The sequence below is a fragment of the Paraburkholderia aspalathi genome, from assembly GCF_905220735.1.
GTDB lineage: Bacteria > Pseudomonadota > Gammaproteobacteria > Burkholderiales > Burkholderiaceae > Paraburkholderia > Paraburkholderia aspalathi.
Window position 1 is genome coordinate 928,960 of sequence record NZ_CAJNBA010000001.1, and the last position, 12,818, is coordinate 941,777.

At 57.9% G+C, this 12,818-nt stretch carries 9 protein-coding genes; 7 read left to right on the forward strand and 2 right to left on the reverse strand.

Going from position 1 to position 12,818, the window contains the following annotated elements:
• Window positions 1-22 precede the first annotated feature (22 nt).
• Together KHO30_RS04090 and KHO30_RS04095 are read left to right on the forward strand one after the other, a co-directional pair.
• Complete coding sequence (locus tag KHO30_RS04090; protein WP_211700121.1) at window positions 23-931, forward strand: type 2 periplasmic-binding domain-containing protein; 909 nt, start codon at window positions 23-25, stop codon at window positions 929-931.
• Between the two features lie 283 nt (window positions 932-1,214).
• Window positions 1,215-2,981, forward strand: a complete 1,767-nt coding sequence (locus tag KHO30_RS04095; RefSeq protein ID WP_244863934.1) for a hypothetical protein — start codon at window positions 1,215-1,217, stop codon at window positions 2,979-2,981.
• Between the two features lie 92 nt (window positions 2,982-3,073).
• Here KHO30_RS04095 and KHO30_RS04100 read toward each other — a convergent pair whose 3' ends face one another.
• Both KHO30_RS04100 and KHO30_RS04105 read right to left on the reverse strand, forming a co-directional pair.
• Window positions 3,074-4,372 (reverse strand): MFS transporter, encoded by a 1,299-nt coding sequence (locus KHO30_RS04100; protein WP_211700123.1) that lies wholly within the window; start codon window positions 4,370-4,372, stop codon window positions 3,074-3,076.
• Between the two features lie 305 nt (window positions 4,373-4,677).
• Window positions 4,678-5,652, reverse strand: a complete 975-nt coding sequence (locus KHO30_RS04105; protein WP_211700124.1) for a hypothetical protein — start codon at window positions 5,650-5,652, stop codon at window positions 4,678-4,680.
• A 571-nt stretch (window positions 5,653-6,223) separates the two neighbouring features.
• Here KHO30_RS04105 and KHO30_RS04110 point away from each other — a divergent pair.
• From KHO30_RS04110 to KHO30_RS04130, 5 genes are all read left to right on the forward strand, one after another.
• Window positions 6,224-6,709 carry a porin gene (locus KHO30_RS04110; RefSeq protein WP_244863935.1) on the forward strand — a complete coding sequence of 162 codons (486 nt, stop codon included), beginning with the start codon at window positions 6,224-6,226 and terminating at the stop codon, window positions 6,707-6,709.
• A 230-nt stretch (window positions 6,710-6,939) separates the two neighbouring features.
• The gene (locus KHO30_RS04115) at window positions 6,940-7,884 is read left to right on the forward strand and encodes a helix-turn-helix domain-containing protein (protein WP_211700125.1); all 945 of its coding nucleotides are present in this window, start codon (window positions 6,940-6,942) and stop codon (window positions 7,882-7,884) included.
• Window positions 7,885-8,216: 332 nt separating this feature from the next.
• Complete coding sequence (locus tag KHO30_RS04120; protein ID WP_244863936.1) at window positions 8,217-9,350, forward strand: lactonase family protein; 1,134 nt, start codon at window positions 8,217-8,219, stop codon at window positions 9,348-9,350.
• Window positions 9,351-9,563: 213 nt separating this feature from the next.
• Window positions 9,564-10,631: an alanine racemase gene (gene alr / locus KHO30_RS04125; RefSeq protein ID WP_211700127.1), complete on the forward strand. Its 1,068-nt coding sequence runs from the start codon at window positions 9,564-9,566 to the stop codon at window positions 10,629-10,631.
• Between the two features lie 245 nt (window positions 10,632-10,876).
• On the forward strand, window positions 10,877-12,811 hold the full coding sequence (locus tag KHO30_RS04130; protein WP_093636979.1) for a putative bifunctional diguanylate cyclase/phosphodiesterase: 1,935 nt from the start codon (window positions 10,877-10,879) through the stop codon (window positions 12,809-12,811).
• Window positions 12,812-12,818 lie beyond the last annotated feature (7 nt).

Consider the following 12,818-nt stretch of genomic DNA (forward strand, 5'->3'; position numbering starts at 1 on the left):
TCAAGCCTAAGGACGAACATCAATGACAACGACACTGAACAGGGTGCCCACAGAGGTGCCAACATTACGCGCCAATCTGGCCGACTATCCGGTCACGAAGGCGATGAAGGGCGGGCGGGTGAGTTCGGACATCGTCAAGCTCGACTATTGCGGACCGACTCCGGCACATAACGGCTTCAAGGCAATGGTTCGAGAAAACGCCTTCGACGCGGGCGAGCTCGCGATCGTCACCTTTTTGCAGGCGAAAGCCTACGGCAAGCCTTATGTCATGCTGCCGACGCCGATATCTGGGCGCTTCCAGCATCATTGCGCCGGCTTCAACATCGACTTTGGCCACCTCGACCCGAAGGATATCGAAGGCAAGAAGGTCGGCGTTCGCACCTATACCCAAACGACTGCGCTCTGGATCCGGGGCATTCTGCGTCACGAATACGGTGTCGATCTGGACAAGGTGACCTGGATGACACTCGGCGACGGGCATCTCGCCGAATATCGCGATCCGGATAACTGCGTGCGCCTGCCCGCGGGATCCTCGATCCCGCAGATGATGCTAGATGGCGAGTTGAGCGCGGCCTTGCTCGGTGAAGATATGCCGAAAGACCCGCGTGTGCGCACGCTCGTTCCCGATGCGCAGGCCGCGGCCAAAGACTGGTTTGCGCGGGAAGGCGTTGTGCCGATCAACCACATGTTCGTGGTGCATGAGGACGTGTCGAAGCAGCGGCCGGACATCGTTCGCGAGCTGTATCGGATGATTGTCGAAAGCCGCGCATTGACTGAAGGCGGCGTGCCGGCCATCTTTCCACCGATCGGACTGGAAGAGAACCGCAAAGTACTTCGATTGGCAATCGATTGGGCGCTGGACCAGAAGATCATTCCACATCGCCTGTCGGTCGACGAACTGTTCGATGACGTCACGGGAAATCTGGGCTGAATGCTCGCTGAGCAATGACGGAACACGGAAAGGAGCGGCAGGAAACGGAAGCACGATGCGTCGACGAAAATGGCGGCGCAGGAGCGGTTGAGCGGTGTCACGCCGCTCACCTACGCATAATTAATGGAGGCATTACGCTGTGTATTTAACTTCGTCTTTGAAGAAACTCCTGGCTTGTACGGCAATCGGGGGCGCCTGGATTTTCATTTCAGCGGGAGCAGGTGCCGCGCAAAATGGAACCTTGCTGCTCAACCGCGTCGGTCCGGTGACTTCCGAGCTGTATGTGTCCAATGCAGACGGGACAGATGAACACAAGCTGATTCCGACCGCGGGTTTTGATTATCACGCGGCGTTCTCGAAAGACGGGCAATGGATCGTGTTCACGTCGGAGCGTGACGGCCTGGGCGAGTCAAATCTCTATCGCGTCAAAGTGGATGGTACGGGCCTGCAGCAGCTCACCAATCACATTGCCGTTGACGATGCCGCCGTTTTTTCGCCCACCGACTCTAACCTCATTGCATTCGTCTCATCACGCAGGGGCGCGAGCGATTTCGGAACCACCAACATCTGGACACTGAACATTGCGACTGGTGCGCTGAAAAACGTCACGGGTGCGCTGAAATTCGATCCCACCAAACCGCATAGCTATTTCAGACCTTCCTGGTCCCCAGACGGCAAATGTCTTGCCATTTCTTCCGATACGGGCAGCGATTGGCGCGGCCACAATCTGCCGGTTGGCTGGGAACGCACGCAGGAAAGCAGCATCTATCTCATCAGACCCGACGGCTCCGGCTGGAAGAAAATTGCCGGCAATCCAGGCTTTGACGAAGGGTCGCCATCCTGGTCACCGGACGGCAAGCGTGTCGTGTTTTATGAAACGCCCGTGGAGTCGACTTGGGGCGCGCACCGTCCGGAGTTGATCAATAAAGTCAGCTCGCAACTGGTGTCGGTGGATTTGTCCGACCTTGCCAGGACGACTTTGACGTCGACGCCCGGCTTCAAGGTATTCCCGCAGTATCTGGGTGAGACCAACGTCGCGTATCACGTCAAGGGCGGCGACACTGAGGGTATCTACACCACGGCTGGCATGTTCCGATCCACGAGCAACACGGGCATTCGCTCGCCACGCTATTCGTCGGACGGCAGCAAGATGGTCTACGAAAAAATATCGCTTCGTCCCGCGCATGCAAATGGCACGGCGCTGTTCAGCTTCGATCCTGCGTGGAGGTACACCTACGTCGACGTGTTCCCACAGCTGTCAGTGGATCACCAGAAATTGGTGTACACAGAGAAAGCGATCAACTCTTCCATTGCCATCATCAATCCGGACTTCTCTGGCTATACGCGAATTTACGACCCAGCCACCAGTGGTCTCGATCAGGACATGATCAAGAAGGGCCTGGCCGGCGCATTTCAGCCCACCTGGTCACCGGATCGGCAGTGGGTGGCGTTCGGCGTGGGCCAATGGTTCTTTACGCGCGCTGCCGGCCCAGGCCGGATCATGCGTATCAAGGCCGACGGCAGCATGAAAGGCCACGCGGAGGCCTTGACCGACGGTTCCATCAATTCGGGCTACCCGAGCTACTCGCCGGACGGGAAGAAGATCGTCTACCGCGTATGGAGTCCCAAGGTGCAGGGGCTGCGCGTTCTCGATCTGGATGCGCGCACCACCACCGTCCTGACCAACGAGGCAGACAACTTGCCGGGCTGGTCGCCGGATGGCAGCGAGATCGTGTTCACCCGCAAGCTGATCGACCCAACCGATCCGAACAAATTCAACTATGACGTGTTCACGATCAAACCCGATGGCACGGGTCTGACGCGCCTGACTTCGGATGGATCGAACCAGGGCCATGCCGTCTGGACCTGGGATGGCCGGCTCGCGTACAGCTCAGGCACCTATGGCTTCAGGGACGAACTCGCGCTGTACGACAACAGCTTCCAACCTGACGGCCAGAACTGGGTGATGAATGCGGATGGGACGGATCAGCATCCGATCACGGATACCTTGTGGGAAGAGGCGATGCCGTTGTACGTTCCCAACCCGTAATCCGGTCCTCGCAGCGGCATGAAAAAAGCGCTGTGCTTTCGCACAGCGCTTTCTATTCGGAGTGTTCTTTACTCAACAGCGTTACCCTGCACCTAAGCAGAGGTCTGCGTTTCTGCGTGCCGGGGTTCGTGAGCAATGTCGTTGACTTTTGGCGCCCATTTGCGCTGAAGCAGAACCACGGTGCTCGTTGCACCGATCAGCAGGAAGGCGAAGATCGCCATCATGGGTAGTGTGTAGCTGCCGCCAAGATGGAGCAACCAGCCTGAAAGGCTGGCTGAGATACCGCCCGCGAGACTGGTGGCGACCTGTTGGAGTCCTGTGTTCAAGCCGACCGCCTGCCTGGGGATCAAGGTTAGTTTACACAGCGCCAGGTTATTCGCGGTGACAAGGCCAAGCAACGAGAGTGAGAGCACGTTCCAGAACAGTGCCATCTCGAGCGAAGGGGCGTAGGCGCCGAGCAGAACGGTTGTTCCGCCAATAAAGCCGGCAACGATGAAGCATTTACGCACGACAACGGCATCGTTGCCGCGGGCGATAATCCGGTCCGCGGCCCATCCCGCGATCGCGGCGACGATGGCGATGCCCACAAAGCTGAAGAAGGTGTAGAGCCCGGATTTCTCGAGAGAAAGGCCGCGTTGCTCGACCAGATAGGCTGGCATCCAGGTCATGCAATAGAAGGCGAAATAGCTGTAGCAGAAGTTATTGATCAGCCCGCCCCAGACGACCGGACTCGACAGCAAGTTTCTGAGCGGCACCGAGGAGGCCAGGTGTATCGCCGCCGCAAGTTGCCCTCTGGAGGGATAGTCGTTCCTCACCATCAGCAGCCATGGCACCAGCCAGATCAGTCCGACCAGCCCAGTCGCAATGAACATCATCTTCCAGGAATACGTGACGATCATCCAGGCTGCAATCGGCGCGCCGAGTGCAGGCCCCATCTTGCCGCCAATCGAAAAGATACCGAGTGCTGTGCCTTTTTGGGTCTCCTCGAAGTTGTTGGCGAGATAGCGATAGGTGGCCGGGACCACGACAGCTTCGGCCACGCCGATGAGCAGACGCATGACGATCAGGGCGGACAGCGTCGTCACCATGCCTGTGGCCGCCGCCGCAATGCACCACAGCACGAAACAGATCGAGTAAGGCCATTTCACGCCATAGCGATCAACCAGCCAACCCATAGGCATCTGAACGAGACCATAGGACCAGAAGACGGCCGAATTGAGCCAGCCACGCTCGACGCTCGTCAGTGAAAATTCTCGAACGAAGCTCTTGTCCGCTAGCGCGGAAGACAGGCTCGTGCGATCAACAAACGAAATCAGCAGCCCGAGCGCGAGGAGAACGAGAATGCTCCAGGGATTCTCGGGCGCTGATCGCTTAGTTAGATTTGTCTCCATTGTGTTCTCTCTTGTCGTGAAGAGAGTTCGGAGACGCCGAAGTCTCTTCCAGTTCGTAAGGTGAGTGGCTACGAACGTTTGTCCGATGTTATCAGCAAGGCCGTCCAGCGCGCACAGCCAACCACGCGGGAGCACTTTGAAGCGCAACTGGCCGAAGGAAACGATCCATGGCAGCGTAGCCTACGGACGTGGTGAAGGGCTAGCGTTTCTCGATGGAGGAAGAACGACGTCAATGAACTCCGTCAAACAACGATTGGCAACCCGCATGACGGGTCGCCAATGATCACGCTCACGAGGGTCGCTGATTAGAAATGAATTTCGGCCATCAGCATGGGGACGGACGTTATCGTGCCGACCGTTTCGCTAGTTGGCGTGCCGTACATGTGATGCCAGTACTCGTAACCGACGCCTGCATACACTGCACGCGGGTGACCGGCGAATGAACCCAGATCGGCTAGCAGTGATACGCGAGTGAGAAATTCCGTCGTCGTCTCAACACCGAAACCGTCCTTTCCTTTCGGCCCGGTCAGGCTGGCAAACCCGCGCAATACCAGCGGCAACGGTCCCACCCGGAACGGGAAGAGCCACGAACTCTCGATGTGCCACGCGGTATTGAAGCGTACGTCGACGCCGGTAATACCGTTATGGTTGCTCTCTGTTCGAAGGCCCGCAGTGAGATTCAGGAACCCGCGTGGCAACGCGAACTCGATAGTCGGACCGAAAACGAGCATGCGCGCACGCTCTCCGTAGGCGTCGTTCTTGGTGCCGAATTCAAAACCGCCGGTCAGGCCGACGTCCCGAATGATGCCGATGCCCACCGGCCGCCCAAGAATCTTTCCGGCACTCAACTCGATTCGGCCAACGCTATACACCTCCTGCGCTCCGCCTGAGGAGGGACCACCAGCCTCCGGGTTCGCGGAGTTCGAGACGAGGTAATCCACGTTGAATGCGTAACTACCGAACCTGAAACCGCCGGTCGTCGTGAGATAACCAATGTTCTGGGCAACTTTGTCGGGAACGCCAGGGTAGTGAAAATCACTGCCGTAGCGGTAGCCGATATACGTATCGTTCCACGATACAGGCGGCGCGCCGGTGACTTCCCCCGATTTCAAGTCCGGTGCAGTGAGGGGCGCGGCACCGTTCGTCTGGGTCTGCTGGGTCTGCGATGGAGCCGATTCACTAGGTGCGGTGTACACCTCCGCGTAACCGAACTCGCTCAAACAGCAGAACATGGCCACACCGAGAAGCGGCTTGCGCAAAGCGACTGATATTTTCGTCATGTCTCCGTCCATATAGATTTTCTTATTGCGGCCGCACCGTCAGCAACTGGCTGAGCAATTCAACGCAGATCATTCTGTCGCGGTTGTGACGAATGGTATGGGACGCCCGATCGGCTGCCTCTACACAAAAGTTAGATTCGCTGGCATTTTTTTGTCGTGTGGTGGAGGGGGTGTCTGCGGCAGATCGTCGGCGAAGTGAACTGTGCGGTGAACGCGACGCGACTGCGGGAACCGGTCATTGAATTCGTCGGCGAAAGACCCTTTCGCTGGATTGCTCGAAAAAATGCCAGTGAATCAAGTTTTTGTATAGGGACGTGCGATCGCACATCCAATATTCTTACTTCGAAGCCAGTGCGTCCGGTGACTGGAGCCTTCTTCGAATCGTCGACGCGCGAGGTCGAACGCGCAGGATGAATACACGGTCCGGCAATCGGACCGTGCCACGTCGCCCAGAAAATTCATATGCAGTGGCACGTGGCCCGGATCCGTGCGCGCGGCGCAAACGGCGCGCACGAATTGAGTCCACGCGCGCCATGGGCTCCATCTCATCGAGACGCATGCGCTTGCGTCGATGCGTCAGGTCAAGAACGCGGCAGTCCGCTACGCGAACGGGCCCTTTTGTGCGGCTGCAGGATATGAACAGGCGGCCAATGCGGCCGGAACCTCAATCCTGAAGATTTTCAATGCAGGGGGCTCTGTCGGGGTGGGGGCTGCCCGGTTCTATCTGGCATACCATACGCAGCATCAGACCGATAACAGCGTGAAGCGTGACGTCTACGAAGCATCGGGTTCGTACTCGTTTAGTTCCGCTGACCAGCTTTCGCTTATGTATGGTTATGCGCATGATCAAACAGGCAAGGGGAACAACGCACAGCAAGTGGACTTGACCTATTCCTACTCCCTTTCCAAGCTGACCACGCTATATGGCTCTACTGGGTTTATCCAGAATCGGAATCGCGCGCAATTCACGCTCAACGGCACCGGGTATACCGGTATTGCGGTCGCGCCGGGCGCTGACACGCGCGGCATCATCGTTGGAATGTTGCATAGATTCTGATGGTGACGGCATCGGTGCCGGGAGATCGATGCCATCGTTCGGGTAAATCGCAGGTCATGCCTCGCCGAAATGTATGGAAAAATATGGGCTGTTTCCGCGGCTCCATGAGAGGGCTATGATGGAATCGAAAAAATAAGGACCGCGCGGAATCAGCGCCAGAAGTCTTCTGCGTAAGGCCGGAATGTCAATGACGGCCGCTACCCAATCGATTCGGCGGCCAAGGAGACTTTATGACACATAGTGCCGTGGCAAAGTACCAGCCCAAATCGATCCCCAAAGCGAAGCTGACAACCGTTCCAAAGGTCCGTTTGTACGTTGAACGCCCTGAGGATGAAAACTGGTTTGTGCACGTTGGGCATGTCACCGACCGGGGCCGCTGGCGCACCGAACCTCACGCGCATCCTGCCTATGGCCAGGTGATATTCGTTCGTAGCGGGCGCGGTGTAATGAATCTCGAGGGTAGCAGTGTGCCATTCGAGGGTCCGTGTGCCTTGCTGTTGCCGACCGAATGCGTTCACGGTCTCGACTATGAGATCGACGCTGACAGATGGGTCGTGACGATCGAGGTAGCCTATCTGACGCAGGTTAACGCCAAACTCCGTGAGTTCATCGCGCTCTGGGCCTTGCCCCGAATGATCCCACTCTCCTATTCCGCCGAGGCGGGAATGGAGTTTGCCAGCTTGATCGAGAGCCTTAAGCAGGAGGTTGAGTCAGATGCTGTCGGCCATGTGGTCGGTACAGAAGCACTGCTTACGACGCTTTTGCTCATGCTGGTTCGTGAAACACGTTTGGACCAGACTGGCAATGACGGTGCAACACGCAACGATGTTCGCCAGGTTGATCGCTTCCGTAAGTTGATTGACGAACATTACCGGGAGAACTTACCGCTTCAGGACTATGCGTCAATGATGGCCATTTCCCTGGTGCAACTGCGTGCGGCCTGTGCTTCCGCTGCGGAGCAAAGCCCTACAAAAATGATTCACGCACGCATTATCACTGAGGCAAAGCGCAACCTCATTTTCGGCGACATGTCGGTGGAGCAGATCGCCTTTTGGCTTGGTTTTGCGGATGCCGCGTACTTTACGCGTTTCTTCCGGAGAGAAGTCGGTCAAGCGCCAAGCCAGTTTCGCCTCGCTGCTCGACAGCAGGCTCAGCGCAAGGTCCTGTCGCAATAGGTGGGTCTGTGATTCGGATGGACCCTGAATGTGCAATAGGCGCGATCGAAAAATACCAGTGAATCTGATTTTTGTGCAGGGACGCGCGGTGGCGAATCGAATACGCTTAGCCAGCCCGTTCACCCCGTTGACAATGCTGAGACCGTTGATCGCTTTCGCCGACATTGCGTCGTGGTGAGCCGGGGTCGGGAATAGCGGATGATTGCCCGCACGCATTCCTTGAGCAATATGGAGCCAGACTGCGTGTGCATTCTTCCCACACTATCTGACCTCCAAGCTAGCGGACTATGACACGGCCCCACCAGAGAAACAGGTTGATGCGGTACGGAGCTGTGGCGGTATTTATAACGCTTACGTTGTTAGCCGGAATGTACAGCGGCCACAACAGTGCCGCTACGTTACTGGAACATGCACAAACGGAACTCGTCTACGTGGGAACACAGGAGCGGCAGATTCACGCGCTGCGCTTCGACGCGTCCACCGGCAAACTGACCGTCATCGGCCCGGTTGCTGAGGGGCTGAAATCCACATGGGTCGCTGCGCATCCTCGCTTGCCGATCCTCTATGCGGTCGACGATGACAATACGAGAGAGGGAAGTGTCACCGCATATGCCGTGGATCGCGGGACCGGCGCGCTCACCAGATTGAACGAGGTCGCCACAGGCGGTAGCGGAACCACGAATCTGGGCTTGGACATACCCTCCATGACCTTACTCGCTGCCAATTACGGCGGTGGGTCTGTATCGAGCATCGCGGTCAACGGCGACGGAAGCCTGGGCTCACTCGCGTCCACGATCAAGGAGGCAGGTTCCGGGCCGAACCGGCGGCAGGCGAGCGCGCATGCCCACAGCGCCGCAGTCGATCCGTCCGGCCGATACGCACTCGTTCCCGATCTGGGTGCTGATCGCGTGTTCGTTTACGGCTTTGACAGGGTCACCCATACGTTGTCGCCGGACGACGGGACGCATTCACGGTCTTTCATTGCCCCGCCGGGCAGTGGCCCCCGCCATCTGGCTTTCGGAGTGAGCGGTCAGTTCGTTTATCTGCTGACCGAACTGACTGCCGAAATCATGGTGCTACGTTGGGATGCGTCGCAAGGACGTTTGACGCTCGTGCAATCGGTGCCGACAAGCAGCCCGCAATTTCAGGGTGTGAAAAGCGGCGCCGAGGTCGCGGTCAGCCACGACGGGCGTTTTGTCTATGTCGAAGACCGTGGAGAAAACGCGCTAGTTGTCTATCGCGCTAGCCCCGATTCGGGAGAGCTTTCGCTGGTTCAGCGCACGTCCTCGGGCGGTGAGAGGCCATGGGGATTTGCAATCCACCCGTCGGGAAAATGGATACTGGTCGCCAACCAACGCAGCGGCAAAGTGAATGTGTTCAGCATCGACCCTGCGTCAGGCAGGGTGTCGGATACCGGGCAATCGGTTGACATACCTGCTCCTGTCAGTATCGCGTTTGTGAGGTGATGGACCCTCCCGGCGGACCGATCTCCGGAACCGCCGGGAAGGGTTTCAAGCAGCAACGAGCAGCCAATAGATAAACCCAAAAATCCAAACAATACAGTAACAAAAACTGGCTTGAGCTGGATACGATAGTGGAAAAATCTGCCTGTAGGCCGCAAAGCCAGTCTTTACCAACGGGCATTCATTCCCTTTCCAAACTAGCCCTCAACGCCTCCTATGCCACGCCCGATCGTCGCACAGATTCATCCCGCCGCAGTCAGCCACAACCTCTCCATCGTCAACCAAAGGGCTTCTCGATCACGGGCTTGGGCCGTGGTCAAAGCCAACGCATACGGACACGGAATCGATCGCGTTTTCCCGGCACTCGCGAATGCCGACGGCATTGCGCTACTCGATCTCGATGAAGCAGTCCGTGTGCGTGAGTTGGGTTGGACCAAGCCGATCCTTCTTCTGGAAGGTGTGTTCAAGCCAGGTGACGTGCAAATCGCCCAACAGTTCGATCTTTCCATGGCCGTGCATTGCCGTGAGCAACTCGATCTGTTGCGCCTGTCGCCGTCGCATGAACGCGTCAACGTGCATCTGAAGATGAACTCCGGAATGAACCGACTCGGATTCCGGCCCGATGCGTATCGTGCCGCGTGGGAGCAGGCCAGATCGATTGCTGGCATTGCGGACATCACGTTGATGAGTCATTTCGCGAATGCTGATGATGGCGACGTGGCATGGCAGATGGATCGCTTCGATGCGGTGACTCAAGACATACCGGGTCAACGAAGCCTCGCGAATTCAGCGGCCGTTTTGTGGCATCCCCAGGCGCATCGAGATTGGGTGCGGCCTGGTGTCGTGCTGTACGGCGGTTCACCCACCGGTCAGTCGCGCCACATTGACGACGTGGGCTTGCGCGCTTCGATGACACTTCGGAGCGAAGTGATCGGTGTGCAGTCGTTGTCGGCGGAGGAAACGGTTGGGTACGGCCGCGCCTTCGCCGCGAACCGCGAGATGCGTATTGGTGTGGTCGCATGTGGGTATGCGGACGGATACCCGCGGCACGCGTCGACGGGTACGCCCATCGCTATCGACGGCGTCATGACGCAGGTAGTGGGCCGTGTTTCGATGGACATGCTCACGGTCGATCTGACGCCGTGCCCGCATGCGCAGATCGGTTCCAAGGTCGAACTGTGGGGCGACCAGGTCAAGATCGATGACGTCGCTCACGCATCCGGAACGATCGGGTACGAGCTGATGTGCGCTTTGGCAAAGCGGGTGCCTGTAGAAATAGCCTGAATGACCGCATCTCTCGCCGGAGCGTGAAGCAATCCGCAAGGGATGCTCGCGTCTTCGGACGGGAGGCGCCGCCGCATTGCCTGTAGGACAGGCGTAATGGTGTCTAATGAGGGTGTCCAATGAGGGTGTCTAATAAGGGTGTCTAATAAGCCAGCGCAATTGCGTTGTAACGGACAGTGGGTGTTTACGTAATAATTGCGAGGCGTGTCCGAGTCGACCCATTAACCATTAAAAATGCGCAGGTCATGGCTTTCAGCGAACCAAGGTCTCCATTTTTCAAGTGGGTGGTGTCCTCCGCTCAGAACCTGAGCGCTGACAATCGGCAAATATTGCTTGCCAACCTGTTCACTCGAACCGCGTCGATTGTCTTTGCGTCGATCTGCGAAATCAGTGTCTGCGCAACCGCTTACTACCTTTATCCCAGAGCCCTTTACGCGTGGTGGGGCGGCGCCGTGGTTGCGCTGCTGATAACGCGTCTCGCGTTGATCTGGCTGTGCTGCGAGCGCAGTGCCCGCAATCTGCCAACCCCTACCTCAGCTTTTCTCTTTGCCAGTCTTCTCTGGGCGGTCCTGTTCGGCTATGGCACTTTTTTGTGCAATACCAGCGGAAATCAGACGCTTTTTCTGCTCGGCAACGTTTGCGCCGTGGGTGTGATCGGCGGACTAGCCGGGCGCAATGCAGGCACACCCAGGCTGGTGCTTCTCCAGATTTCGTTCATTCTCGGGCTGTTGGGTTGCGGGGCGGCGCTTTCTCCCGGCTCCGGCAAGCTCGTGCTGCTGTTTCAGGCGCCGTTTTGCGCGGCAGGCTTCTTTACTGTGGCATTGCGCAGCAATCGCGACACCGTTGCGTTACTGCTGGCGCGTGAAAGCAGTCATCGGTTGGCTCACCAGGACAGTCTCACGGGTCTGCCTAACCGCGCTCGCATTACCGAGCTGCTGCTGGAACGTACGGCGGCAGGCTCGTTACGGCAGAATCATCGATTTGCGGTTCTACTAATCGACCTCGACGGCTTCAAGGCGATCAATGACAGCCTCGGTCACGCCGCCGGCGATCAGATCCTTCAGGAAGCGGCGATTCGATTGCGTGAAGTATTGCCGACTGGCGACCTGGTCGGACGCCTCGCCGGCGACGAGTTTGTTGCCATTACCGACGGCACGGCGTTGACCCGCGACGTCCATTTGCTGGCAGACCGTATCGTCAAAACGCTCGCGCGACCTTTCACACTCAGCGAAGCGTTGGTGCATATCGGCGCGAGCGTGGGCGTCTCGCTCTATCCGGAGCACGCAAAGACGGGACCACAATTGCTGATCTGCGCGGACCGCGCGTTGTACGCCGTCAAGCGCAGTGGCAAAAGTGCCTTCTCTATCTTCGATGCCGTCAGGCACGCATCCGACGAAAGTTTGAGCCTTCTGCGAAGCGATCTGGAAGGCGCGATGCAGTCTTATAGCGATCTGCGCATGGAGTACCAGCCGATCGTCGATCTCGCCGACGATACGATTTCCGGTCGTGAGGCGCTGCTTCGCTGGACACACCCGACGCGCGGTGAGCTTTCTCCGTCCTCGTTCATTCCGACGGCCGAACGTACGGGCCTTATCCTCGCACTCGGTGAGTGGGCGTTGCTGCAATCCTGTACGGAAGCTGTCACATGGCGTGATGCAGTGAGCGTTGCCGTGAATGTTTCGCCGGTGCAATTGCGGGAGGAATCGTTCGCGTCGACGGTTGCGGCGATCCTCAGCAAGACGGGATTGCCGCCCGCGCGCCTGAATATCGAAGTCACGGAAACGGTATTGTTGAGCGACGATATCGTCACCCGGCACAACGTCGAGAACCTTCGCGCATTGGGAATCGGCCTCGCGCTCGACGATTTCGGCACAGGATTCTCAACCATGTCGACGCTTGTGCGCTTCTCATTCGACAAGCTGAAGATCGACAGCTCGTTCGTAAAAGAGTCCGTGCATCGACGCGAATCCGCGGCCGTGGTTCGCGGGATTGTGGCGTTGGCACGAGAGATCGGCATGCCCACTACGGCGGAAGGCATTGAGACGCAGGAGCAGTTGAATTTCGTGCGCGTCTGCGGATGCACGCACGCTCAGGGTTTTCTTCTGGGCAAACCGGTCCGGAGTGAAGAGATCCCGCACCTCGAAAAAAGGCTGGCTGCGCATTCCGCGGATAAGGCTTGAGAGATTT

Excerpts from the sequence above, each read along its gene's own strand:
- KHO30_RS04110 (WP_244863935.1), top strand. The coding sequence starts at position 6,224 with ATGCGTCAGGTCAAGAACGCGGCAGTCCGCTACGCGAACGGGCCCTTT.
- alr (WP_211700127.1), top strand. The coding sequence starts at position 9,564 with ATGCCACGCCCGATCGTCGCACAGATTCATCCCGCCGCAGTCAGCCAC.
- KHO30_RS04105 (WP_211700124.1), bottom strand. The coding sequence starts at position 5,652 with ATGACGAAAATATCAGTCGCTTTGCGCAAGCCGCTTCTCGGTGTGGCC.
- KHO30_RS04130 (WP_093636979.1), top strand. The coding sequence starts at position 10,877 with ATGGCTTTCAGCGAACCAAGGTCTCCATTTTTCAAGTGGGTGGTGTCC.
- KHO30_RS04100 (WP_211700123.1), bottom strand. The coding sequence starts at position 4,372 with ATGGAGACAAATCTAACTAAGCGATCAGCGCCCGAGAATCCCTGGAGC.
- KHO30_RS04115 (WP_211700125.1), top strand. The coding sequence starts at position 6,940 with ATGACACATAGTGCCGTGGCAAAGTACCAGCCCAAATCGATCCCCAAA.
- KHO30_RS04090 (WP_211700121.1), top strand. The coding sequence starts at position 23 with ATGACAACGACACTGAACAGGGTGCCCACAGAGGTGCCAACATTACGC.